A 23,677-nucleotide genomic window follows, 5' to 3' on the forward strand; every position below is an offset into this window, starting at 1 on the left:
GGCCGAGCCGGTGGCACCTACTTGGAGCTGCGCGTGCCCAGGCAGGCGCGGTGATCCACATTGGCCGATCACCTCTAGGAGAAACATCATGGCAATTCATTACTACAAGCAAGCCGACAAGAATGCCTCCAGCAACGACGACCAGACCCGTGAGGTGGTGTCGCGCATGCTCGCCGAGATTGAAGCGGGAGGAGAGGACAAGGCGCGGGAGTACTGTCGCGAACTGGATGGTTGGAGCGGTGATGTGATCGTCGGCCGTGACCAGATCGAAGCAGCCAAGGAAAAGGTGCCAGAACAGCTCAAGCAGGATATTCACTTCGCCTACGAGCGAGTCAGCCGCTTCGCCGCTGCCCAGCGTGACAGCATTCAAGGGTTCGAGACCGAGTTGTCGCCCGGCTTGTTTGCCGGCCAGAAGCTGATTCCCATGGAAACGGCCGGTTGCTACGTACCCGGGGGACGTTACGCCCATATCGCCTCGGCGATCATGAGCGTGGCGACGGCCAAGGTGGCTGGCGTCAAGAATGTGGTGGCCTGTTCGGTGCCTCGTGACGAGAACGGCATTCATCCGGCGATTCTGTATGCCATGGATCTGGCCGGGGCGGACGTCATTCTGCAGATGGGGGGCGTTCAAGGCATTGCCTCCATGGCCTTTGGTCTGTTCACTTGCAAGCCTGCCGACATCCTTGTCGGTCCCGGCAATCGCTTCGTGGCAGAGTCCAAGCGCCAGCTGTTTGGCCGCTGTGGCATCGACATGTTTGCCGGGCCTACCGAGATCGGCATCATCGCCGATGACAGCGCCGACCCCGACATCGTGGTGGAGGACCTGGTGGGCCAGGCAGAGCATGGCCCGGATTCCCCCGCCTGGCTGTTCACGACGTCCCGACGTCTGGCCGAAGCGGTGGATGCGCGGATCCAGACACGTATCGATGCATTGCCTGACACCCAACGCAAGGCCGCGGACGCCGCCTGGCGCGACTACGGCGAAATCATCATATGCGACAGCCGTGAAGAGGCGGTCGAGGTCAGCGATCGCTATGCCTCCGAGCACCTGGAGCTGCAGGTCGAGGACCTGGACTGGTGGATGGCGAGGTTGAACAGCTACGGGTCGCTGTTCGTGGGGGAGGAAGCGTCGGTGGCCTTTGGTGACAAGTGTTCTGGCACCAACCACATCCTGCCGACGAAGGGTGCTGCGCGCTACACCGGCGGGCTGTGCGCCCAGAAGTTCCTCAAGATCGTGACCTACCAGCGTCAGAGCCGTGAGGCCACGCGTACCGTTGCCGCCACCGCCGCGCGACTTTCCCGCTGTGAGGGCATGGAGGGGCACGCGCGTACCGGCGACATCCGTCTGGCCAAGTACTATCCCGACGAGACTTTCCAGCTGGCGGTAGAAGACGAGGTATGAGCATGCGTCCTGACTTTCATCTAGCCGGTCGGGTGGCGCTGGTCACTGGGGGCAGCAGTGGTCTGGGGCGCGCCATCGGTGAAGCACTGGCGGCGAGTGGTGCTCGGGTCGTGTTGACGGCCAGGCGAGCAGAGGCGCTGGCCGACGGCGTTGATGTGATCTGTCGGGAGGGCGGCCAGGCGGCCGCTCTTGCTGCCGATCTGGCCGACCCGCATGGGCTTGACGAGGTGGCGCGGCGTGCCGCTGAACCCTTCGGCGAGCCCACCATTCTGGTCAATGCGGCAGGGGTCAATCTGCGCCAGCCGATGGGCGAGGTCGATCTTGCCGCCTGGGAACTGACGCTGCAGTTGCACCTGGGAACCCCGTTCTTCCTGTCCCGAGCCCTGGTGCCTGGCATGCGCCGGGCAGGCTACGGCCGCATCATCAATCTGGCCTCGTTGCAGTCGAGTCGCGCCTTTCCCGACAGCGCCCCCTATGGCGCGGCCAAGGGGGGAATTGCCCAGCTGACGCGCGCCATGGCGGAGGCCTGGTCGCGGCATGGGGTCAACGCCAACGCGCTGGCGCCTGGCTTCTTCCCCACCGAACTCACCTCGCCGGTATTCGGCGACGCTGAACGATCCGAGGCGTTGGCACGCCAGACCGCCATTGGACGCAACGGGCGGCTCGAGGACATCGCGGGGCCGGCAGTCTTTCTGGCATCACCGGCATCGGCCTATGTCACCGGGCAGATCTTGCATGTCGACGGCGGTTTCACCGCCAAGTAAACCAGGAGAAACAGGATGCAAGCCTTGTTCTATACCGGGCATGAGCGCATGGCGCTGCAGCAGGCGGAACCTCAGCCCCTGGCGCCGGGCGAGTCACGGGTGCAGGTTGAAGCAACCGGTATCTGCGGGTCGGACCTGCATGCTTACCATGGCCATGATCCGCGCCGTGTTCCGCCGATGATTCTGGGCCACGAGGCGGCCGGAAGGGTGGTCGAAGGTGCCTGGAAGGGGCGACGAGTTACCATGAATCCGCTGATCGTGTGCGGACATTGTCGCTACTGTCGCTCTGGGCGCCAGAATCTGTGCGAGAACCGCAGCATGATTGGCATGAACCGGCCGGGAAGCTTTGCCGAGTCGGTCACTATTGCCGACAGCAGCCTGATCGAGCTGCCTGCCACCTTGAGTGCCGAGGTGGCGGCCATGACCGAGCCCGTGGCAACGGCATTGCACGGCATTCACCGTCTTGAGCGAGTGCTCGATCGGCCGTTGGCCGAGTCCAGCGTACTGGTCATCGGTGCCGGAGCCATCGGGCTGATCACCGCACTGGTACTGCGCGGACGTGGGGTGCGCTCCCTGCGCATCGCTGACCTCAACCCGCTGCGGCGCGAGACGGCGGAAAGAGCGGGGCTCGAGGCGCTAGATCCACTCTCAGCCGCGCCAGGCGAAAACTCTGTGGAGGCCGTCTTCGACTGCGTGGGGGCGGGGCCGACTCGCCAGATGGCGGTGGCCTGTACCCGTCCTGGCGGAGCGATCATGCACCTGGGGCTTCAGGATAACGCAGGCGTCACCGACACCCGTGCCATCACCCTGAAGGAACTCAGCTTTCTGGGCGCCTACACCTATAGCCTCGAGGATCTGCATGCTGCGGTAGCGCTGTTGAACGCGTCGGCGCTGGGAGAGCTGAGCTGGGTGGAGCATCGGTCCCTCAGCGAGGGGGGCGACGCCTTCCATGCACTGGCCAATGGGCGCACCGGTGCCGCCAAGATCATCCTGCATCCCTGAGCCGTTCCGACTCGGTGCGGGGCATGCGACGAAAGTCGCATCGTGGTGATGAGGGTACCTCCCGCGGGGTAGCAGGCACTGTCGCAACAGGTGGTGTGATCACGCCACGCCGCCGAACAGGGCGGGCTTCGACGCTCGGCAGGGCATAAGCTTACACCCCGCATGCCGCCGGTTCTCTTAATGGATTCAGGTGCTTGCTTTAACGCTGCACTGCACAATTTACTGTCGTTGCCCTCTTGTGCAGACCGGCCAGTAGAGGTAACACTGGTGCAAACGACAATAACAAGAACCCATAACAAGCAATCGCTATAACGTTGGCCACATGGGAGATCCATTGTGAAGATTGGAGCACCGAGGGAACGGCACAAGGGCGAGGCGCGGGTAGCGCTGACGCCCGAAAGCGCCGGACACATTCAGAAGCTGGGGCACGAATGCCTGATCGAGACAGGCGCGGGTGAGCTGGCCGGATTCAATGATGCGGCCTATGAAGCGGCTGGCGTCACCATCGTCGACAGCATGGAGGCGGTGTTCGAGCAGGCCGATGTGGTCGTCAAGGTGAGGGAGCCTCAGCAGCAGGAATCCGATCTGCTGCGCTCTGGCCAGACGCTGATCAGCTTCTTCTGGCCGGCCCAGAACGAAGACATGCTGAACACCTGCAAGGACAAGGGCGCCAGCGTCATTGCCATGGACATGGTGCCGCGGATTTCCCGCGCCCAGAAGATGGATGCCCTGTCTTCCACGGCCAACATCGCGGGTTATCGCGCAGTGATCGAGGCGGGCAATCAGTTTGGCCGCTTCTTTACCGGCCAGGTGACCGCCGCCGGCAAGGTGCCGCCGGCCAAGGTGCTGATCATCGGTGCCGGTGTCGCGGGTCTTGCTGCCATCGGTACCGCTACCAGCCTGGGTGCCGTGGTGCGCGCGTTCGACGTCCGTCCGGAAGTGTCCGAGCAGATCGAGTCCATGGGCGCGGAATTCCTGTTTCTCGACTTCGAGGACTCCCAGGATGGCTCCGAAAGCGGTGGCTACGCTGCCCCCTCGAGCCCCGAGTTCCGCGAGAAGCAGCTGGAGCTGTTCCGGGCGCAGGCACCCGAGGTGGACATCGTCATCACCACCGCCCTGATTCCTGGACGCCCAGCGCCCAAGCTGTGGCTCGAGGATATGGTCAAGGCCATGAAGCCCGGCTCGGTGGTGGTCGATCTGGCCGCCGAGAAGGGGGGCAACTGTGACCTGACCGTGGCCGACGAGCGCGTTGTCACCGATAACGGCGTTATCGTGGTCGGTTATACCGACTTCCCGTCGCGCATGGCCACCCAGTCATCGCTGCTGTACGCCACCAACATCCGCCACATGCTGACCGACCTGACCCCGGAGAAGGACGGGCAGATCGTTCATGACATGGAAGATGATGTCATCCGTGGGGCCACCGTGACCCACCAGGGCGAGGTCACCTTTCCGCCGCCGCCGCCCAAGGTCAAGGCGATTGCTGCGGCCAAGCCCAAGCCGAAGGAAAAGGAGCCGACTCCGGAAGAGCGCAAGGCTGCTGAGCACGCTGCCTTCATGAAGCAGACCAAGAGCCAGGTCACCATGCTGGTGGTCGGCGGCGTCATCATGGGCTTGCTGGGTCTGGTGGCACCGGCCTCTTTCATGCAGCACTTCATCGTCTTCGCGCTGTCGTGTTTCGTCGGTTTCCAGGTGATCTGGAACGTCAGTCATTCTCTGCACACGCCGCTGATGGCGGTGACCAACGCGATCTCCGGGATCATCATTCTCGGCGCCGTGCTTCAGGTGGGATCCGGCAGCTGGCTGGTCGCCCTGCTGGCAGCCATCTCGGTATTGATCGCTTCCATCAACGTCGTGGGTGGCTTTCTGGTGACACGCCGGATGCTGGCCATGTTCCAGAAGTCCTGAACCGCGGAGAGACGAAATGCTAGGACAACAATTCGTAACCGCCGCGGCGATCGCGGCGAGTGTGCTGTTTATCCTTTCGCTGGGGGGACTCAGCAACCAGGAGAAGGCCAAGCGCGCGGTGTGGTATGGCATCGTCGGCATGGCGCTGGCCGTGTTTTCGGTCATGCTGGGCCCGAACATCGGCAACTATTGGCTGATGATTCCGATGATGATCATCGGTGCCGTCGTCGGCACGCTGGTGGCCAAGCGGGTCGAGATGACACAGATGCCGCAGCTGGTGGCGGCTCTTCACTCCTTCGTCGGTCTGGCGGCGGTGTTCGTCGGCTGGAACGCCGAAATGGAGCGCGCCCGGGTGCTGGATCTCAAGGCCGCAGGCGAGTCCCTCGACGGTCTGTCCGCCTTTGCTGCCACCCTGGCCCACAAGACCGCGGCGGAGCTGACCTTCCTCCAGGTTGAGGTGGTGCTGGGGGTGTTTATCGGTGCGGTAACCTTTACCGGCTCGGTGATCGCCTTTGGCAAGCTGTCCGGCAAGATCGACGGCAAGCCCAAGAAGTACCCCGGCGGCCATGCGCTTAACGCCGGTGCTGCTGCACTCTCGCTGGTACTGGCCATTGCCTACCTCAATGGTGCGGGCTTCTGGACGCTGCTGCTGATCGCTGCCCTGGCGTTCTTCATCGGCTGGCACCTGATCCTCGGGATCGGCGGTGCGGACATGCCGGTGGTGGTGTCGATGCTCAACAGCTACTCGGGCTGGGCCGCGGCCGCCATCGGCTTCACCCTGTCCAATGATCTGCTGATCGTTACCGGTGCCCTGGTCGGCTCTTCCGGTGCCATCCTCTCGTACATCATGTGCAAGGCGATGAACCGCAACTTCGTCAGCGTCATTCTGGGTGGCTTCGGTGGCACTCAGGGGCCGGCTCAGGAGATCGAGGGCGAGCAGATCGCCATTGATGCGGGCGGCGTGGGTAGTGCCCTCAATGATGCCGACAGCGTCATCATCGTGCCGGGCTACGGCATGGCGGTGGCCCAGGCGCAGAATGCTGTCAGCGAGTTGGTGCGCAAGCTGCGTGCTGCCGGCAAGGAAGTGCGCTTTGGCATCCACCCGGTAGCCGGACGTCTGCCTGGCCACATGAACGTGCTGCTGGCCGAGGCCAAGGTGCCTTACGACATCGTGCTGGAGATGGACGAAATCAATGACGACTTCGCTTCTACCGATGTGGTGATCATCATTGGCTCCAACGACATCGTGAACCCGGCGGCTCAGGAAGATCCCAATAGCCCCATTGCCGGCATGCCGGTACTCAGGGTGTGGGAAGCCAAGCAGGTGTTCGTGTGCAAGCGTGGCCAGGGTACCGGCTATTCCGGTATCGAGAATCCGCTGTTCTACAAGGAAAACACGCGGATGTTCTACGGCGATGCACGAGCCAGCATTGATTCGCTGGTACCGTTGATCGATTGATCTGAGAGGCCCCTGCTGCTTCAGGGGCCCGCCGACGCCCCTGTTTGTTTGAGGGGCCCGCTGCCGCCCCTCTTTGTTTGAGGGGCCCGCTGCCGCCCCTGTTTGTTTGAGGGGCCCGATGCCGCCCCTCTTTGTTTGAGGGGCCCGCCGACGCCCCTGTTGAAGGGGCGTTGTCGTTTTTCGGTATGGGGTAGGCAAGGTCTGGATGATGCGTCTCGCTGCGGGTCTATTATTCGGTACAATCCTTGTGGACTCATCGACTGCGGAGCGAGCATGACCGACAAGGACACCCGGGTAGCGGTGCTGGGAGGGGGCAGTTTTGGCACGGCGCTGGCCAGTATCGCGGCCGACAACGGCTGTCAGGTGCGCCAGTGGCTTAGGGATGCCTCGCTGGTAGACAGCATCAACCGCGATCATCGCAATCCCCGCTACTTGCCCGACTATGCCATCAATCCTCGGGTAGAGGCGTCCACGCAGCTTGAGTGGGTGCTGGAGGGGGCCTCCCTGGTGCTGGTAGCGATTCCTTCCAAGGCGTTTGCCGACGTCGTGAGACAAGCTCGCACCTTTCTGACGCCGGAGCAGATCCTGGTCAGCACCACCAAGGGCATCCAGGAAGAAGGCTTCAAGCTGATGAGCCAGATTCTCGAGGATGAGACCGGCTTTACCCATGTAGGCGTCCTGTCTGGACCCAATCTGGCATCGGAGGTGGCTCAGAAACAGCTGACCGCCACCGTGATTGCCAGCCACGACGCCGAGACCCGTGCCCGTGTTCAAGCGGTGCTTGGCTGCGACTACTTCCGTGTCTATGCCAGCAATGATCGCTATGGGGTGGAGCTTGGCGGCGCGCTGAAAAACATCTATGCCATCGCCGCCGGCATGGCCGCGGCGCTGGGCATGGGGGAAAACACCCGCAGCATGCTGATGACCCGGGCGCTGGCCGAGATGAGCCGCTTCGCGGTGTCTCAGGGGGCTAATCCCATGACGTTCCTGGGACTCGCTGGAGTGGGTGACCTGATCGTGACCTGTTCATCGGAGCTGTCGCGCAACTATCGCGTCGGCTTTGCCCTGGGCAAGGGGCAGTCCCTCGATGATGCGGTGGCATCCCTTGGCCAGGTGGCCGAAGGCGTCAATACCGTGAAGCTGGTACGTGACAAGGCCGATGCCGAAGGGGTCTACATGCCGTTGGCGGAGGGCCTGTACCAGGTGTTGTTCCGCGGTGTCCCGGCCAGAGACATGGCCAAGCTCTTGATGCGCAACGAGCAGAGCAGCGACGTCGAGTTTGTGCTTCCGCGGGAAGACGTCAAGCAGGACCGTCGTGACACGGAGGCTCGTCATGGCTGAGCTGTTGATCATGCGTCACGGTGAGGCCGCCCCTGGCTATCCTGATAACGAGCGACGTCTGACCGAGCGCGGAGAAGATGAAGCACGTGCCATGGGTCGCTGGCTGGCTGACCGCAGCGATATCGATGTGGCGAACCTGCGGATCCTGGCGAGCCCGTTCGTCCGCGCCCAGCAGACGGCGGCGCTGGTGATGGAGATGCTACCGGGCAACATCAGCATGGATACCCTGGAGATCATCACGCCGGATGATCCGCCCGAGGCAGCGGTGGACTGGCTGACCCTCAATGCCGGTGAGGCGCCGCTGTTGCTGGTCAGCCATATGCCGCTGGTGGCATGCCTGACGGGGCTGCTGGTCGAGGGTCGAGAGCAGGCCGGAGTGGGCTTTGCCACTGCCGCCATAGCGGAGCTGGAGGCGGATATCTATGCCGCGGGCTGTGCGCGCTTGGTGTCCATGACCCACCCGGCTTCGCTTGCCTGATGTCCTTGCGTACGTCTGCCGCCTTGGGCGGCTCACTTTCTCGCCACAGGAATGACCATGAGTTTTATCGTCAACAATCGTATCTATGTCAACGAGGGTTTCGAGGTGGAGTTTGAAGAGCGCTTTCGCCGTCGAGCCGGTGAGATCGACGCGCAGCCAGGCTTCATTGCCATGCGTGTGCTGCGCCCACTCGGTAACCAGGCGCCATACGTGGTAGAAACCGAGTGGGAAAGCCAGGCCGCCTTTCGTGCCTGGGTCGGCAGCGATGACTTCAAGCGCGCCCACGCCAATCCGCTGCCCGCAGAAGCGACCCGCGAGGGCGGCGGCATCGAGCAGTTCGAGGTGGTCGAGGGCACGCAGGCCAGCCGCTAAGCCAGCCCCTGAGCCAGCCTCTGAATTAGATCAGCCCATTGATCCGCAGGATAAACACGCCTAGCGTCACGCTGATGCTGGCCATCAGAGTGGTCAAGGCAATGATGTTGGCGGTCAGCGTCTCGTCGCCGCCCATGGCCTTGGCCATGACGAAGGCGGCGGCGGCGGTGGGGCTGGCGAAGTACAGAAACAGCACGCCGAGCTCTGGCCCGCGAAACCCTGCCGCCATGGCCCCCAGAGTTGCCAAGAGCGGAATCACCACCATCTTCGCCAGGCTCGCGCTGACGGCGGTGCGGTAACTGTTTTTCAGCGCTCGGGTCGAGATGGTGGCGCCGATACAGATCAGGGCCAGGGGCAGCGTCAAGGAAGCAAAGTAGTCACCGCTGGTTTCGAGCCAGGCGGGCAATTGAATGCCCAGGGCCGCCAGCGGTAATGCCGCCACCACGGCCAGGATCAGTGGGTTGGTCAGGATGTGGCGGAGGATGCTTTTCCAGTCGATGGCCCGACGCTCGCCATGCTCATCCAGCTGGTAGGCAGCCAGTACCACGACCGACAGGATGTTGTAGCTCAAGATCACCACGCTCAGCAGCAAGCTGCCCAACGACAGCCCGACATCACCGTACATGCCGGCGGCAAGCGCGAGCCCCACTACCCCGCAGTTGCCGCGGAAGGCGCCTTGCACGTAGACGCCACGCCGATGGCGCTTGACCTTGAGCGCGGCATAGCCCCAGCTGAGGATGAAGCTCGCCAAGGTGGCCAGGCCGAAATAGAGCAGCATCCAGGGGTTGAGGGTCTGGGCGATGTCGGTATGAATCAGGCTGAGAAACAGCATGACCGGCAGGGTGCCGCGGAAGACCAGCCGAGAGGCGGTGTTGACGAAGGACTGGTCGATCCAGCCCAGGCGCTTCAGGCCGATACCGATAAACACCATGGCGAATACCGGCAGGCTGATGTTCAGCGTCGAGACAAAGACGTCGAGCAGGGTCATGGGTGCGCTTGAAAGCCTCCGTGTCAGGCGCTGATTCGTCCATGAGATGTCCCACGACGGAGCTAGGTGCGCGCCTTGAACTTTGGTCTCAATCTACCATAACGCCTCTTGTCAGTCAGGACGCAAGTGTCTAGCTTGTACTTTGTATGATGTATGACTTGAGGGCGTCGAGACCCTCACGTCTCGCCATGTGAAGTGTGATGCGACAGGTGTTGCGAAGACGCAACGACATGAAGACAGGAGGACGTCCCGGTGAAATTTACCCATGCACAGGTCAAGCAGGCGATCAGCGATGGTCTGCTGTCATTTCCCGTCACCGATTTTGATGACCAGGGCCGCTTTGATGCCGACAGCTATCGTCAGCGCCTTGAGTGGTTTATCAGCCATGAGATTTCGGCGGTATTCGTGGCTGGCGGCACGGGAGAGTTCTTCAATCTCTCGATCCAGGAGTTTCGTGAGATTGTGCGTCTGGCAGTGGAAGTGGTTGACGGCAAGCTGCCGGTGATTGCCAGCGCAGGCCTCAGCGTGGCGACCGGGAGTGAATTCGCCCGCATTGCAGAAGAAGAGGGAGCCGACGGCATTCTGCTGATGCCTCCTTACCTGACCGAGTGTCCCCAGGACGGCCTGGTGGAGTATGCCGGACAGATTTGTGCGTCTACCAGCATCAGCGTGATCTACTACAACCGTGGCAATGGGGTGCTGAACCCTCAGTCGGTGAAGCGTCTGGCCGATGCCCATCCCAATCTGGTAGGGCTCAAGGACGGCAAGGGCGACATGCAGGCGCTCAACCGGGTGATCAAGACCGTCGGCGAACGCCTGGCCTACGTGGGCGGAGTGCCGACTGCCGAGATCATCGCCGAGTCTTACCTGGCCATGGGGGTGAATACCTATTCCAGTGCGGTGTTCAACTTCGTGCCGGACATGGCGGTGACCTTCTACAAGGCACTGCGCGGCGGTGATACCGACACCGTGCGCAAGATCTCCCGCGAGTTCTTCCTGCCATTCGTTGCCCTGCGTGACAACAAGGCTGGCTACGCGGTCAGCCTGATCAAGGCCGGCACCGACCTGATCGGCCGTTCGTCCGGCTCTGTGCGTGCGCCGCTCGAGATGCCGACGGCGGACGAGCGCAAGCAGCTCGAACAGCTGATCGAGCGCGCCCGTTCCTTCTGATTCTCCTGGCGGAATATCCGCCCCCGGCCCTGCTTGCAGGGCCAAGCACGAAGCCACCCACAACCATTTCAATCAGGTGACTCCATGAGCATGCCAAGACTCTCCATTACCCTGGCCACCACCGCTCTGGCGGCCTCTATGGCCCTGTCGAGCAGCGTGGCACTGGCCGCTGACGGCCCGCTGCGCGGCAACATTCGCGTGGTCATCGGCTCGAGCTCCACCGGGGGCGATACCTACCAGAATTCCGCCATCGTGGTCGACCAGCTGTCCGAGGCGCTGGACCTGAACATGAAGGTTGACGCGGTGGGTGTCAGCGCCGCCTATCGAGCCCTGGATCGTGACCCCCGTGGCAATACCCTGATGATCTTCCACGATCAGGCCTATCTGGGTAATCAATATGGTGTCGAGGGCTACAAGGATCCGTTCGAGAACTACATCATCGGGCCGACCATCGCCATCAATCCCGGCAACGCCTATCTGGTACCGAAGGATTCGCCGTACCAAAGCCTGGACGACATCATCGAGGCGGTAGGCAGCGGCGAGACGGTACGTGTGGCCATTCAACCGGGTGGCGTCTCGGAGATCGGCTACACCGCGCTGAAGAATGCGATTCGCATCGAGCACCCTGGCAGTGAGGAGAACCTGGTAGCGGTGAACACCGGCTCCCAGGCAGACAAGAACCAGCTGTTGTTTGATGACCAGGCTGACCTGATCAATGGCTCGGTGCAGGCCAACGAGCAGTACACCCGCCTGCCAGAAGATGACCAGAAGGCGATGCGCTTTGTCTGGCTGACGGCGCGTCACGACACGCTGCAGCAAGCCCATGAAGAGGGACTGGGTCAGACCGATCGCGAGACCCTGCTTCAGTTCGTCGAGCCCAACGTCGAAGTGACCATGGGCGACGCCGGGAACTTCGCCTTCGATAAGGAATTCTTCTTCCTTTACAACAAGGACATGAATCCCGAGATCGTCGAGCAGATCGACGCCACCCTGGCCGAGATCTACGCCGAGGGCGAGATCCAGGAAACCCAAAAGCAGTCGTTCTTTATCCCCGACTTCATGCCGTCCGACGAAGCCCAGGCTCACCTGCGCGAAAAGGCAGATCGTTACGCCGAGATCATCGACAGCATCAAGCCGTGATCTGCTGACCGATCGAGAAGGGCCGGCGGCGACCCGTCGCCGGCGCCTTCACTGTCACCTCATCTTGCAAGGCTCTCCCGACAGGCCTTCACGGAGCCGCTATGGAAACCTCCCCGCTGAGTGTGTCGATCGACTTCGACTCGTCTCATCTGTTTTTTCCCACGATCATTCATTGGGCGCTGGCACTGCTGTTTGCCCTGGTCGTGGTGTTTCGTCTTGTGCCCTTTCTCGCCGCGGTCAAGCGCGGAGAAAAGACGCTGCCGATCATCGGCGAGTCCATGGATGGAGTTCGTTTCTTCGGCACGCTGGTGCTGATTGTCGGCTATTTCGCGCTGATGTCAGTGGTGGGCAACCTGTTTCCCTACACCGGCTATGGCTTCTTGTTCGTGTCCATCGTCTTTCTGTTTTTGATGTCGATGATGTACATGCATACCCGAACCCGCCGCAAGGTGATCACCGCTGCCATCAATGCCGTGGTGGCGCCATCCCTGGCCTGGCTGATCTTCGCCAAGCTGTTCTACATCACCTTGCCGTAGGGGAGCGTTGACCCATGGAAATCCTGTCCTACCTCGATATCACCTTTTTCTTGCTAGCATCGATCGGCACGCTGATTGGTATCATCTTCGGCGCCATACCCGGCATGACCGCGACCATGGCGGTGGCGGTGTGCCTGCCACTGACCTATGCCCTCGGACTGGAGCACGGCCTGGCGCTGTTGCTTGGTCTCTATGTCGGCGGCATTTCCGGCGGCATGGTACCTGCCGTGCTGCTCAATATTCCGGGAACGCCGTCCTCCATCACCACGACGTTCGATGGTTATCCCATGGCCCAGAAGGGGCTGGGGGAAATGGCGTTGCGCGTCTGCGTGGTGTCTTCCCTGGTGGGGGGGCTGATCAGTGCGATGGTGCTGTTCTTCTTTGCCCCGCTGCTGGCGGAATTCTCGATCAAGTTCTCCTATGTCGAGAAGTTTCTGATTATCTTGCTGGCGCTGACGGTGATTGCGTCGATGTCGAGCAACATGCTGATTGGCATCTTCAGCGGCGTTATCGGTATCTGGCTCAGTCTGATCGGTACCTACAGCCTGTCTGATGGCGGCAACGGCAAGACCCGCTTGATGTTTGATGCTCTTGAGCCCTACCTGGTGGATGGCTTCTCGCTGCTGCCGGTATTGATCGGGATCTTTGGTATCTCGACGATCCTGCTGGAAGCGGAAAAGGGCGTGAAAAGCGGCCTGTCCGGCGCCAAGCTCGACATGGGCAAAGGCGGTGGTTTTTCCTTTGGGCTGTTCAAGGGGCGCCTTACCAACCTGACACGCTCATCGTTTATCGGCACCTTCGTTGGCATGCTGCCGGGAGTCGGCGGCAGCGCTGCTTCGGTACTGGCCTACACCCAGGAAAAGAACCTGTCTCGGGACTCGAGCGAGATGGGCAAGGGGGCGCCCCAAGGGTTGATTGCCTCGGAGTCGGCCAACAATGCACTCACTGGTGGCGCACTGATACCGCTGTTGTCCCTGGGGATTCCCGGTGACTCCACTACGGCGGTGCTGATTGGTGCCTTCACCCTTCAGGGGATCCAGGTCGGGCCGCTGTTCATTCCTGAAAACCAGGATACCTGGACGGTGATGATGATCGCGCTGGTGTTTGCCAACGTCGTCATGTTTTTCCTGATGTTCTACGCCATCAAGTACATCGCCAGGGTGGTACTGGTGCCCAAGTACATCCTGTATCCCATTATCGTGATGATGTGTGTGGTGGGCGCTTACGCGATCAACTACGGCATCATGTTCGATGTCTGGACGCTGCTGATCTTCGGCATCTTTGGCTATCTGATCGAGAAGATTGGACTGGAGGTCGCGCCGCTGATCATCGGCTTTATCCTGGGTAGCTCCGCCGAGGTCTACTTCGTCAAGAGCCTCGAGTCCTTCGGCACCTACTCCATCTTCTTTACCAAGAGCCCCATTGCGGTCGTGCTGTGGCTGTTGATCGCGGCGTCGATTGGCTTCTCCATCGTGCTCGGACTGAAGAGTCGTGCGCGCCAGAAGATGGAGCTGAGCCAGGTCACCGGCAGCACCCAGCAAGGAGATCGCCATGACGGCTAACAACCAGGCGAATCAAAGCCGTGTCATCCGCGTCCATCCCAGCGATAACGTAGCGATTGTGGTCGGCCAGGGCGGCTTGCCTGCCGGTACGCGGCTGGACGACGGAGTGGTGCTGGGGGTGGATATCCCCCAGGGCCACAAGGTGGCGCTGACCGACATCGGCGAGGGCGAGCGGATCATTCGCTACAACGAGGTCATCGGCACGGCGCTGTCCGCCATTGCTCGTGGTGGCCATGTCAACGAGAACAACGTCCGCCTGCCGATCCCGCCAACCCTTGACGAACTGCCGCTGGCGACCCGTGAAGCGCCCCCTGTGGAGCCCCTGGAAGGCTATACCTTCGAAGGGTTTCGCAATCCCGATGGCAGCGTCGGCACACGCAATGTGCTGGGAATCACCACCAGCGTGCAGTGCGTGGCGGGAACGGTGGATCACGTGGTGGCCAGGATCAAGCGCGAACTGTTGCCGCGCTTTCCCCATGTCGATGACGTGGTCGGGCTTAACCACAGCTACGGCTGTGGCGTTGCCATTGGCGCGCCTGCCGCGATAGTGCCGATTCGCACGCTCAAGAACCTGGCGCGCAACCCCAATTTTGGTGGCGAGGTGATGGTCATCGGCCTGGGCTGCGAGAAGCTTCAGCCCTCGACCCTGATCGACGATGCGCCGGTCAAGATCTTCGAGCGCAGCGCCGATGCCTTGACGCACGACGAGACCAACGACGATGCCAATGTGCTTAGCCTGCAGCACGAGTCCTTCGAGGGCTTCGGCGAGATGGTCGAAGGCATCATGGAAATGGCCGAGCGCCACCTTGAACGCTTGAACCGGCGTCGTCGCGAAACCTGCCCGGTGTCCGAGCTGACGGTGGGCATGCAGTGTGGCGGCAGTGATGCGTTTTCCGGGGTGACCGCCAATCCGGCGGTAGGCTTTGCCACGGACCTGATCGTAAGGGCCGGCGGTAGTGTGATGTTCTCCGAAGTAACCGAGGTGCGTGATGCCATCCACCTGTTGACGCCGAGAGCCGTCGACCGCCAGGTTGGCCAGGCGCTGATCGACCAGATGGCTTGGTACGACGACTATCTCGCCCAAGGCCAGGCAGACCGCAGCGCCAACCCATCACCGGGCAACAAGAAAGGTGGGCTCAGTAACATCGTCGAGAAGGCGCTGGGATCGGTGATCAAGTCCGGAAACTCCCCCATTGTGGACGTCATCGGCCCAGGCGAGCGCCTGCGCAAGCGCGGCCTGACCTTTGCCGCCACTCCCGCCAGCGATTTTATCTGCGGCACCCTGCAGGCGGCGGCAGGCATGAATCTTCAGGTGTTCACCACCGGGCGTGGAACGCCCTACAACCTGGCGATGACGCCGGTGATCAAGGTGTCCACCAACTCCACGCTGGGACGGCGCTGGCACGACCTGATTGACCTGGATGCCGGGCGCATTGCCACCGGCGAGGCCAGCATCGAGGACATCGGCTGGGAGCTGTTCGAGTTGATCCTCGAGGTCGCCAGCGGCCGCCACCAGGTCGCCGCTGACCGCCTGGGACTCTACAACGACCTGGTGCTGTTCAACCCTGCGCCGGTGACCTGAGCGCTTCATCCTTTTCGATTCGAACGACCAAGAGGCCATGTATTCATGTTCCCCAAGATCACCAAGATGAACATCGTGCCGGTTGCCGGTGAAGACGGTTTTTTGCTGAACCTGAGCGGCGGACATGCGCCCTGGTTCATTCGCTGCGTGCTGGTGCTGGAAGACGCCTCAGGCAATCGCGGGGTGGGGGAGATTCCCTCCAGCGACGGTATCCTCAAGGGGCTCGAGCAGTGTCGCTCCCTGGTGGAAGGGGCCCGAGTCAACGAGGTCAAGCAGGTACTGAGCCAGGCTCGCCAGGTGCTGTCACGCAATGGCCCGGAAGAGCGCGGTCGCCAGACCTTCGATCTGCGGGTGGCAGTGCATGTGATCACCGCCATCGAGTCGGCGCTCTATGACCTGTTCGGTCAGGCACTCGGGATGCCGGTCGCGGATCTGCTGGGCCAGTACGGACGCCAGCGTGATGAGGTCGAGGCACTGGGCTATCTGTTCCTGCTGGGGGACCCAGACAAGACCGACTTGCCCTATCCCAAGGTGGCTGACCCGGTAGACGCCTGGGATGAGGTGCGCTATCAGAAGGCGATGACCCCTGAGGCGGTGGCGAATCTGGCCAAGGCGGCTTACGACCGCTACGGCTTCAAGGACTTCAAGCTGAAGGGCGGGGTACTGCGCGGCGAAGAAGAGGCCGACTGCATCCGAGCCCTGCACGAGGCCTTCCCTGACGCACGTCTGACCCTGGACCCCAACGGTGCCTGGTCGCTGGAGGAGGCGGTACGCGTGCTTGAGCCGATCAAGGATATCCTGAGCTATGCTGAAGACCCCTGCGGTCAGGAAGGCAGCTACTCCGGGCGCGAGACCATGGCCGAGTTCAAGCGTCGTACCGGCCTTGCCACCGCGACCAACATGATCGCCACCGACTATCGCCAATTGAAGCTGGCGGTGCAGCTGAACGCGGTCGACATTCCGCTGGCGGACTGCCACTTCTGGACCATGCAGGGAGCGGTGGCGGTGGGTGAGCTGTGCCATGAGTGGGGCATGACCTGGGGCTCCCACAGCAACAACCATTTCGATATCTCGCTGGCCATGATGACCCACGTTGCGGCGGCGTGCCCCGGCAACATCACGGCCATTGATACACACTGGATCTGGCAGGACGGGCAGCGTATCACCAGGGAACCGTTCAAGATCGAGGGCGGCAAGCTGAAGGTCCCGACCACCCCTGGCCTTGGCGTCGAGATTGATGATGACAAGCTGATGGAAGCCCACCAAAAGTACCAGCGTCTGGATGTCACCAGCCGTAACGATGCCATGGCCATGCAGTATCTGATCGACGGCTGGGAGTTTGATCCCAAGCGCCCGGCCTTAGTCCGCTGATAGCGCGTTGATAGCGCGCTGACAGCACGTTGATAGTCCGCTGTCAGCGCGCACGCGACCCATCACAGGAGACCTTTTCATGACTCTGCAAGGCAAGCAACTCATTGGCAGCCAGGCCGTGGCGGCCAGCGGCAAGGCCATCCATGCCATCAATCCGGCCACCGGCGAGACCCTGGAGCCCGGCTACGCCGCCGGCTCTAAGGCCGAAGTCGACCAGGCCTGCGAGCTGGCCTGGGCCGCCTTCGATCGCTATCGCGAGACCAGCCTCGAGGCCCGTGCGACCTTCCTCGAGACCGTCGCCGATGAAATCGAAGCCCTCGGCGATGCCCTGATCGAACGCGCCATGCAGGAGTCCGGCCTGCCCCAGGCGCGCCTGAACGGCGAGCGCGGACGCACCTGCGGCCAGCTCAGGCTGTTCGCCTCCGTCGTGCGTGCCGGCGAATGGCTGGACGTGCGCCATGATCCGGCCCTGCCCGAGCGTCAGCCGCTGCCCCGGGTCGACCTGCGTCAACGTCAGATCCCGCTGGGGCCGGTGGCAGTATTCGGCGCCTCCAACTTCCCCCTGGCCTTCTCGGTGGCCGGTGGTGATACCGCCTCGGCCCTGGCCGCCGGCTGCCCGGTCATCGTCAAGGCCCACTCGGCCCACCCCGGCACCTCCGAGCTGGTCGGTCGCGCGGTGCAAAAGGCGGTGGCCCGCTGCGAGCTGCCCGAAGGCGTGTTCTCGCTGCTCTATGGCTCCGGTCGTGAAGTGGGTCAGGGCCTGGTCAGCGATCCGCGGATCAAGGCCGTGGGCTTCACCGGTTCCCGCAGTGGCGGTACCGCGCTGATGCAGACCGCGCAGGCACGCCCCGAGCCGATTCCCGTCTACGCCGAGATGAGCTCGATCAATCCGGTATTCCTGCTGCCCGAGGCCCTCAAGGCCCGTGGCCGGGAGCTGGGCGAGGCCTTTATCGGTTCACTGACCATGGGCGCCGGCCAGTTCTGCACCAATCCGGGCCTGGTCATTGCGGTCAAGGGCGAGGCGCTGGACGGCTTCGTCGAGGCCGCCGCCGAGACGATCCGGTCGGCGTCCGCCCAGACCATGCTGACCCCCGGCATTCATGACGCCTACACCCAGGGCGTGAAGACCCTGGCGGATAGCCAGAGTGCCCGGGAAGTGGCGCGCGGCCCGGCAGGCGACGGTCCCAACCAGTGTCAGGCAGGGCTGTTCGTGGCCGACGCCCAGGACTTCCTCAAGGATGACGCCCTGCAGGCGGAAGTGTTTGGCTCCACCTCCCTGGTGGTGCAGTGTGCCGACCTCGATGAGGTCAAGGCCCTGGCCGAGGGTCTGGAAGGCCAGCTGACCGCCACCCTGCAGATGGACGATGGCGACGTCGACGCCGCCCGTGGTCTGCTGCCGATCCTCGAGCGTTGTGCTGGCCGAGTGATGGCCAACGGCTGGCCGACCGGTGTCGAGGTATGCCACGCCATGGTTCACGGTGGCCCTTACCCGGCGACCTCGGACTCGCGTACCACCTCTGTAGGCAGCGCTGCCATTCACCGCTTCCTGCGTCCGGTGTGCTACCAGAACCTGCCCGACAGCCTGCTGCCTGACGCGCTGAAAGACGGCAATCCGCTCAAGCTCCGTCGTCTGGTGGATGGCAAGCGCGAGTCCTGATGCGGATCTAGCTGGCACTATCCCTATCCCTCAAGAGGTAACCAAGGCCCGGTGATACTATCACCGGGCTTTTTCATGGCCTTGGCATAGGAGCCATCTTGTGAAGCGCCAGAAGTGTCTCATTCAGTGAGGTTGCCTGGGGTGTCGTGCACCAGATTGCGGCTCTTCTGGTGCCCCTTCTTATGGCAAGTGTGGCGTCAATTCATCGCGAGCGACCAATTGCGTGCCACTGGCATGTGCTGAGCGTCTAGATCAAGCGCCAAACACTCAGCAGCAGCAACCCCAGGCTGATGGTGACGATGCTCAATAGGGTGCTGAGCATGATGATATTGGCAGCGAGGTGTTCATTGGCACCCGCGCCGCGAGCCATCACATAGGCAACGGCGGCGGTAGGACTGCCCAGAAACAGGAACAGCATGCCAAGTTCGGTATCTCGATAGCCTGCTGCCAAGGCCAGGCCAACGCCGATGGCTGGCATCAGTACAAGTTTCCACAGGCTTGCGGATAGGGCCAGGGCTCCGCTTTCCCTGGCGGCCTTGATGCTCAGGCTTCCGCCAATGCAGATCAAGGCCAGCGGCAGCGATAGAGAGGCCAGGTAGTCGCCTGACGTCATCAGCCAGCTTGGCAGATCGACGTGCAGGTAGGTCAGCGGCAGAGCTGCGGCGATACCGATGATCAGCGGATTGGTGGCGACGTCCTTGAGGATATCCAGCGGACGCGAGCTGACGACGGGGCTGTAGACGGACAGCACGATAGCTGACATGACCAGGTTTACGATAATGATGCCGCCGGCCATGATGCTGCCCAGTGATAGGCCGGTGCTGCCGTACATGTTGGCCGACAGGGCAAGACCGACGATACCGCAGTTGCCGCGAAAGGCGCCTTGTACATAGACCCCGCGGTCCTCCCTGGGGCAGCGCCACAGGGCCCAGGCCCAGATGATAAAGAAGATGACCGCAGAGATGCCCAGATAAAACGCTACCAGCCCGAGCTTGAGGTCATCCCCCGGGGTGGCCCGCAACAGACTCAGGAACAGCAGGGTCGGCATGGTGACCCGAAATACCAGGCTTGACGCGGTGTTCACGAAGGATTGGTCGATCCAACCCAGGCGCCTGAGGGCTGCGCCGATGAATACCATGGTAAAGACCGGAAGACTGACGCCGAGGGTGCTGGACAGTAGTGGCAGATCGATGACAGGACTCCTCGTCGACAAAGTGCTTTTAGATACTATGTATGATTAATTGTCTCGGGAAAAGAGGATATCGTCCTGAGTCTTCTGGAGACCTTGCAGGGCAGGGTGGTCGTTAGGGCGTGTCGTTAGAGCGGGCTGATTGTTTGGGCGTCCCATGAGAGCGGGTCGCCAGGGCGAGCGTCAAGCCGCTGGCAGGAGCCCGCCGAGGCATCCAGATAAGGTGCCTGGCAGGCCGGATCAAGGCGCTTCAAGCGTCGTGGGTGTCAGTCGCTTTTTCGTCACTTTTTTCGCTGAGGTCATCATCCCGGGTGGTGACGGTGGTTACCGTCGCCACCGGGGTGGCTGCTGGCGGAGCCTGGGTGGTTCGCACGTCGACCCAGTGGAGCAGGGCAAGTTGTGCAAACAGCGCCGTGAAGCAGATCAGAAGGGGCTTGAACATGGGGCGTCAGTCCTGAGAAACCATATAAGGTAAATTTAACACGACTTTGGCCGCCATCGCTGCTGCTATCTCTAGCTCTCCTGGTCTCTCGGCTCTCTTAAACCTCTTCAGCCCCTTGAGCCTCTTGATCCCTTGGGTGCCTTGGTCTTACGGGGCCGTTGGCCAGCCCCTGTTCGACATGGTCAGCCCAGGCGCCTGCTGTAGCTGATCAGGCAAAGGCATTCAGGCACCAGGTGATGGCCGGAATGGCCACGATATCGATCAGTACCGCTCCGCATAAGGGAACGATGATGAAGGCCTTATGGGAAATGACGCGATAGTGATCGCAGACGGCGCTCATGTTGGCGACCGCGTTTGGGGTGGCCCCGAGGCCATGACCGATGAAGCCTGCCGTCAGCACGGCCGCGTCATAGTTGCGTCCAAGCAGGCGGAACAGGACAAAGATCGCCAGCATGACAATGGCCAGCGTCTGGACCAGAAGTATCAGCAGCAACGGCCCGCCCATCTCCTGCAGCTGCCAGATTTTCAGGTTCATCATCGCCATGGTCAGGAAAATGCCCAGTGCGACGTCCCCTACGCTGGACAGGGCATTGTCCGGGAGGCTGATCCATTGAAAGCGATCGTTGAGGTTACGCAGCAGGATCGCCACAAACATGGCGCCGACGTAGCTTGGCAAGATGATACCGAGCTGACTGGACAGCAGACCCTTGAACCAGACTCCCAGCACCATGACCGGTACGACCACGGCCAGCACGTTCAACAGGACACGGCCGTCAAGCTGTCCCTGGGTCGGGCGCTCAGCTTCGGCAAGACGCTCGAGGTCATGGACGTCTTCGCTGACCAGCGGCAGTTGGCGACGGTCAATGATCCAGCGGGCGATAGGGGCGCCGATCACGCCACCGACGATCATCCCGAAGGTCGCCGACACAATCGCCGCAGTGGCAGCGCCCTGTGCACCCAGGGCTTCGGCTTCGGGACCGAAGGCAGCGGCAGCACCGAACCCGCCCTCAAGCGAAGTGGCGCCGGCCATAAGCCCGATCAGAGGGTCCAGGCCGAGCAGGCTGGCCATGCCAATACCCACCCCATTTTGCATCAGCGCCAGTAGCCAGCAAGCCACCAGATAGACACCTAGCGCCTTGCCCCCCTTTTTCAGTAGCGCAAGGCTGCCGCCCAGTCCTACGGTGGTGAAAAAGGCAATCATCAGTGGGCTCTGCATGGCGGTATCGAGCTCGAAGGTGACGATCCCCATGTCACGCAGCAGCCACGCGAGAAGGGCGAAGCCAAAGCCACCGATGACCGGCGTGGGAACGCAAAAATGCTCTAGCCAGTTCAGACGACGCTTCAGCCCAGCGCCTGTGGCAAGTAACAGCAAGGCCAATGCTGTGGTGGCCACAGCATCGAGAGTAATGTGCATGAGTGTGCTCCAGCGGTTTTTGTGCTGCTTCGAGGCAGCGGAGTGAAGGCCGGTGGCGTTCCCTTGTCAGCGTCTGCCGGGGCGGCTGGCAGGACGTCCACCATGGCAGGGTGTTGTCTTGTCGTTTGTCGTTTCGGTATGGCGTCGTTGCGCCATGCAGGATCGGCGCTGAGATCAGCGGGCCAGTCGCTCGATCAACCGCGCGGCGACTCGAGCGGTGCGGGAGTCGTTATCCAGGCTCGGGTTCATTTCGGCGACATCCACGACCGGCAGCTCAGTGCGGGACGACAGGTGATCGATGACGTCCTCGATGAAGGACAGTTCGATACCTCTGGCGGATGGCGCGCTGACGCCAGGAGCGACCCAGGCGGGAAGAGCGTCCAGACAAATGGTCAGATAGACCATGTCTACCTGGGCCAGCAGTCGATCCAGTGCGTCCATGACGCTAGGGCTACTGATAGAACGGCAGTCCTCATCCAGGACCCAATCGACGCCCAGCGCCTCGGCACGATCAAACAGCGCCTGAGTGTTGCTCGCACGGCTCACTCCCAGGCAGGTATAGCGGAACTCGACGCCCTGCTCGGCACATAGCTCTGCGCACTGTCGAAACGGCGTACCGGAGCTGGCGACGCTGGACTGGCGCAAGTCGAGGTGTGCGTCCAGGTTGACGATGCCGATCCACGGGGGGGACTGACGCTGTTGGGCATGCTGCAGGAGTCCGGAAAAGCTGGCAAAGGCGATTTCGTGTCCTCCGCCGAGGCCAATGACCCGATGCCCTTGGTCCAGCAACTCCGTCACTTGATCAGCGAAGGCCCGCTGGGCATGTTCCAGTTCATCACCGTGGCAGCTGATGTCGCCCGCATCGTACACCGGAGTGTGGAGATGAAAGGCCAGGTTGGACAGCTGACGCCGGATGGCCAGGGGGCCCTCACTTGCTCCAGTGCGACCCTTGTTGCGGGCAACTCCCGCATCCGAGCAGAAGCCCACCAGTACTCGGCCAGGTGCTGAGGCCTCGGCGACGGGACGCACGACTTGATGCCAGCGTAGTGACTGGCCAATCTCTTCGCTGTCGATTCGCCCATGCCATGACCATGGGGCCTGTGAACACTTGCTGCTACTCGTCACTCCAGTAGTTCTCCTAGTCGAAGCGCACTATTGCGGGCCTGGTCTGCCAACCAGGCGGTCTTATGGCGAACTCGAGCCTCTGGTGCCATCAGACTGACGACAGCCTTGAGCTTGCCGCGAGCGGAGAAGACTGGGGCGCTGGCACCCCAGATGCCTCCGTCGATCTCACCTAGGCTGGTGGCGACCCCCTGGGCACGTATCTGCTCGAGTCCTGTGAGCGCGTCGCTCTGTTCCTTTGGCGTTCGTAACGCCAGCGCCATGGCTCTTTCCTCGTCACTCATGAACGCAAGCAGTGCACGGGCACTGGCGCCTTTCAGCAGGGGCTGAACCTGGCCGCGGTGGTAGCAGCAGCGCAATGGCTGTGAGCTGTCGATCATGTCGACGCACAGCGCGTGATCGCGCACGGGCACCAGCAGGGCCGACCCTTCCTCAGTCAGGTCGGTCAGCTCCATCAGCACGGGACGCGCCCACTTGAGCAAGTCGTTGCTGCGCTCAAAGCCTTGCTGCAGCCGCACAGCCTGCGGGCCTGGGGCATAGGTCCCACCTTCCCGCTCACTGACCATTCCCCAGGCCAGCAACTGACGCAGGTGACGATAAGCGGTGGACGTGGGTTGCTGAGTTTGAGCGGCTAGCGCCTTCACCGTCATGGCACCGCCTTGATTGGCGAGGCAGCAAAGCAGTGCCAGCATGCGGTCGGAAGGAGTCATGGCGTACCTCGTATTTTGATAAATGGTATATGGCAAAAGGATTACTGAAGAAACACTGTTATCAATTT

The 23,677-nt window shown here is 62.0% G+C and carries 21 protein-coding genes; 15 read left to right on the forward strand and 6 right to left on the reverse strand.

Annotation, left to right across the window (positions count from 1 at the left end; translation table 11 throughout):
* Positions 1–88: 88 nt before the first annotated feature.
* From hisD to KUW18_RS09475, 8 genes are all read left to right on the forward strand, one after another.
* Positions 89–1,402: a histidinol dehydrogenase gene (gene hisD / locus KUW18_RS09440; RefSeq protein ID WP_222561249.1), complete on the forward strand. Its 1,314-nt coding sequence runs from the start codon at positions 89–91 to the stop codon at positions 1,400–1,402.
* The gene (locus KUW18_RS09445; RefSeq protein WP_206940917.1) at positions 1,399–2,166 is read left to right on the forward strand and encodes an SDR family NAD(P)-dependent oxidoreductase; all 768 of its coding nucleotides are present in this window, start codon (positions 1,399–1,401) and stop codon (positions 2,164–2,166) included. Before hisD ends, KUW18_RS09445 begins: the two co-directional genes overlap by 4 nt.
* A 15-nt stretch (positions 2,167–2,181) precedes the next feature.
* Positions 2,182–3,168, forward strand: a complete 987-nt coding sequence (locus KUW18_RS09450; RefSeq protein ID WP_222561250.1) for an alcohol dehydrogenase catalytic domain-containing protein — start codon at positions 2,182–2,184, stop codon at positions 3,166–3,168.
* Between the two features lie 336 nt (positions 3,169–3,504).
* On the forward strand, positions 3,505–5,076 hold the full coding sequence (locus KUW18_RS09455; protein ID WP_222162868.1) for a Re/Si-specific NAD(P)(+) transhydrogenase subunit alpha: 1,572 nt from the start codon (positions 3,505–3,507) through the stop codon (positions 5,074–5,076).
* Between the two features lie 16 nt (positions 5,077–5,092).
* Positions 5,093–6,535, forward strand: a complete 1,443-nt coding sequence (locus KUW18_RS09460; RefSeq protein WP_206940911.1) for an NAD(P)(+) transhydrogenase (Re/Si-specific) subunit beta — start codon at positions 5,093–5,095, stop codon at positions 6,533–6,535.
* Positions 6,536–6,808: 273 nt separating this feature from the next.
* Positions 6,809–7,876, forward strand: coding sequence for an NAD(P)H-dependent glycerol-3-phosphate dehydrogenase (locus KUW18_RS09465; RefSeq protein ID WP_222162869.1), 1,068 nt, complete (start codon positions 6,809–6,811; stop codon positions 7,874–7,876).
* A complete protein-coding gene (gene sixA / locus KUW18_RS09470) occupies positions 7,869–8,354 on the forward strand; it encodes a phosphohistidine phosphatase SixA (protein ID WP_222561251.1) in 486 nt (161 codons plus the stop codon). The genes KUW18_RS09465 and sixA overlap by 8 nt, the downstream gene beginning before the upstream one ends.
* 57 nt (positions 8,355–8,411) lie before the next feature.
* Positions 8,412–8,726 (forward strand): antibiotic biosynthesis monooxygenase family protein, encoded by a 315-nt coding sequence (locus tag KUW18_RS09475; RefSeq protein WP_222561252.1) that lies wholly within the window; start codon positions 8,412–8,414, stop codon positions 8,724–8,726.
* 25 nt (positions 8,727–8,751) lie between these two features.
* On the opposite strand, the gene KUW18_RS09480 is transcribed toward KUW18_RS09475, so the two are convergent.
* Complete coding sequence (locus tag KUW18_RS09480; protein WP_222162872.1) at positions 8,752–9,714, reverse strand: AEC family transporter; 963 nt, start codon at positions 9,712–9,714, stop codon at positions 8,752–8,754.
* A 252-nt stretch (positions 9,715–9,966) separates the two neighbouring features.
* On the opposite strand from KUW18_RS09480, the gene kdgD reads away from it, so the two are divergent.
* The 7 genes from kdgD (at position 9,967) to KUW18_RS09515 (ending at position 18,732) form a co-directional block, all read left to right on the forward strand.
* Positions 9,967–10,884 (forward strand): 5-dehydro-4-deoxyglucarate dehydratase, encoded by a 918-nt coding sequence (gene kdgD / locus KUW18_RS09485; RefSeq protein WP_206940901.1) that lies wholly within the window; start codon positions 9,967–9,969, stop codon positions 10,882–10,884.
* A gap of 84 nt (positions 10,885–10,968) precedes the next feature.
* A complete protein-coding gene (locus tag KUW18_RS09490; RefSeq protein ID WP_222162873.1) occupies positions 10,969–12,024 on the forward strand; it encodes an ABC transporter substrate-binding protein in 1,056 nt (351 codons plus the stop codon).
* Between the two features lie 101 nt (positions 12,025–12,125).
* Positions 12,126–12,560, forward strand: coding sequence for a tripartite tricarboxylate transporter TctB family protein (locus KUW18_RS09495; protein WP_222162874.1), 435 nt, complete (start codon positions 12,126–12,128; stop codon positions 12,558–12,560).
* Positions 12,561–12,574: 14 nt separating this feature from the next.
* Positions 12,575–14,122 carry a tripartite tricarboxylate transporter permease gene (locus KUW18_RS09500; protein ID WP_222561253.1) on the forward strand — a complete coding sequence of 516 codons (1,548 nt, stop codon included), beginning with the start codon at positions 12,575–12,577 and terminating at the stop codon, positions 14,120–14,122.
* On the forward strand, positions 14,112–15,704 hold the full coding sequence (garD, locus tag KUW18_RS09505) for a galactarate dehydratase (protein WP_222561254.1): 1,593 nt from the start codon (positions 14,112–14,114) through the stop codon (positions 15,702–15,704). Before KUW18_RS09500 ends, garD begins: the two co-directional genes overlap by 11 nt.
* A gap of 45 nt (positions 15,705–15,749) precedes the next feature.
* Positions 15,750–17,075: an enolase C-terminal domain-like protein gene (locus KUW18_RS09510; RefSeq protein WP_222485013.1), complete on the forward strand. Its 1,326-nt coding sequence runs from the start codon at positions 15,750–15,752 to the stop codon at positions 17,073–17,075.
* A 79-nt stretch (positions 17,076–17,154) separates the two neighbouring features.
* Positions 17,155–18,732, forward strand: a complete 1,578-nt coding sequence (locus KUW18_RS09515) for an aldehyde dehydrogenase (NADP(+)) (protein ID WP_222561255.1) — start codon at positions 17,155–17,157, stop codon at positions 18,730–18,732.
* 247 nt (positions 18,733–18,979) lie between these two features.
* Here KUW18_RS09515 and KUW18_RS09520 read toward each other — a convergent pair whose 3' ends face one another.
* From KUW18_RS09520 to KUW18_RS09540, 5 genes are all read right to left on the reverse strand, one after another.
* Complete coding sequence (locus tag KUW18_RS09520) at positions 18,980–19,945, reverse strand: AEC family transporter (RefSeq protein WP_261396564.1); 966 nt, start codon at positions 19,943–19,945, stop codon at positions 18,980–18,982.
* Between the two features lie 226 nt (positions 19,946–20,171).
* Positions 20,172–20,363 carry a hypothetical protein gene (locus KUW18_RS09525; protein ID WP_206944823.1) on the reverse strand — a complete coding sequence of 64 codons (192 nt, stop codon included), beginning with the start codon at positions 20,361–20,363 and terminating at the stop codon, positions 20,172–20,174.
* A 208-nt stretch (positions 20,364–20,571) separates the two neighbouring features.
* Entirely contained in the window at positions 20,572–21,777 is a 1,206-nt protein-coding gene (gene gltS / locus KUW18_RS09530; RefSeq protein WP_206944822.1) for a sodium/glutamate symporter, read from the reverse strand.
* A 174-nt stretch (positions 21,778–21,951) separates the two neighbouring features.
* Entirely contained in the window at positions 21,952–22,902 is a 951-nt protein-coding gene (gene hutG / locus KUW18_RS09535; RefSeq protein ID WP_222164322.1) for a formimidoylglutamase, read from the reverse strand.
* Positions 22,899–23,609: an IclR family transcriptional regulator gene (locus KUW18_RS09540; RefSeq protein ID WP_206944820.1), complete on the reverse strand. Its 711-nt coding sequence runs from the start codon at positions 23,607–23,609 to the stop codon at positions 22,899–22,901. Before KUW18_RS09540 ends, hutG begins: the two co-directional genes overlap by 4 nt.
* Between the last annotated feature and the right edge of the window lie 68 nt (positions 23,610–23,677).

Origin of the sequence: Halomonas sp. DP5Y7-2 (assembly GCF_019802025.1) — a bacterium.
Classification (GTDB): domain Bacteria; phylum Pseudomonadota; class Gammaproteobacteria; order Pseudomonadales; family Halomonadaceae; genus Halomonas; species Halomonas litopenaei_A.

What these genes read in the sequence shown, in the direction of transcription:
- KUW18_RS09495 (WP_222162874.1), top strand. Translation starts at nt 12,126, where the DNA reads ATGGAAACCTCCCCGCTGAGTGTGTCGATCGACTTCGACTCGTCTCAT.
- KUW18_RS09515 (WP_222561255.1), top strand. Translation starts at nt 17,155, where the DNA reads ATGACTCTGCAAGGCAAGCAACTCATTGGCAGCCAGGCCGTGGCGGCC.
- KUW18_RS09480 (WP_222162872.1), bottom strand. Translation starts at nt 9,714, where the DNA reads ATGACCCTGCTCGACGTCTTTGTCTCGACGCTGAACATCAGCCTGCCG.
- KUW18_RS09475 (WP_222561252.1), top strand. Translation starts at nt 8,412, where the DNA reads ATGAGTTTTATCGTCAACAATCGTATCTATGTCAACGAGGGTTTCGAG.
- KUW18_RS09460 (WP_206940911.1), top strand. Translation starts at nt 5,093, where the DNA reads ATGCTAGGACAACAATTCGTAACCGCCGCGGCGATCGCGGCGAGTGTG.
- KUW18_RS09445 (WP_206940917.1), top strand. Translation starts at nt 1,399, where the DNA reads ATGAGCATGCGTCCTGACTTTCATCTAGCCGGTCGGGTGGCGCTGGTC.
- sixA (WP_222561251.1), top strand. Translation starts at nt 7,869, where the DNA reads ATGGCTGAGCTGTTGATCATGCGTCACGGTGAGGCCGCCCCTGGCTAT.
- hisD (WP_222561249.1), top strand. Translation starts at nt 89, where the DNA reads ATGGCAATTCATTACTACAAGCAAGCCGACAAGAATGCCTCCAGCAAC.
- garD (WP_222561254.1), top strand. Translation starts at nt 14,112, where the DNA reads ATGACGGCTAACAACCAGGCGAATCAAAGCCGTGTCATCCGCGTCCAT.
- KUW18_RS09465 (WP_222162869.1), top strand. Translation starts at nt 6,809, where the DNA reads ATGACCGACAAGGACACCCGGGTAGCGGTGCTGGGAGGGGGCAGTTTT.
- KUW18_RS09540 (WP_206944820.1), bottom strand. Translation starts at nt 23,609, where the DNA reads ATGACTCCTTCCGACCGCATGCTGGCACTGCTTTGCTGCCTCGCCAAT.
- KUW18_RS09510 (WP_222485013.1), top strand. Translation starts at nt 15,750, where the DNA reads ATGTTCCCCAAGATCACCAAGATGAACATCGTGCCGGTTGCCGGTGAA.
- gltS (WP_206944822.1), bottom strand. Translation starts at nt 21,777, where the DNA reads ATGCACATTACTCTCGATGCTGTGGCCACCACAGCATTGGCCTTGCTG.
- KUW18_RS09450 (WP_222561250.1), top strand. Translation starts at nt 2,182, where the DNA reads ATGCAAGCCTTGTTCTATACCGGGCATGAGCGCATGGCGCTGCAGCAG.
- KUW18_RS09490 (WP_222162873.1), top strand. Translation starts at nt 10,969, where the DNA reads ATGAGCATGCCAAGACTCTCCATTACCCTGGCCACCACCGCTCTGGCG.
- KUW18_RS09525 (WP_206944823.1), bottom strand. Translation starts at nt 20,363, where the DNA reads ATGTTCAAGCCCCTTCTGATCTGCTTCACGGCGCTGTTTGCACAACTT.
- KUW18_RS09500 (WP_222561253.1), top strand. Translation starts at nt 12,575, where the DNA reads ATGGAAATCCTGTCCTACCTCGATATCACCTTTTTCTTGCTAGCATCG.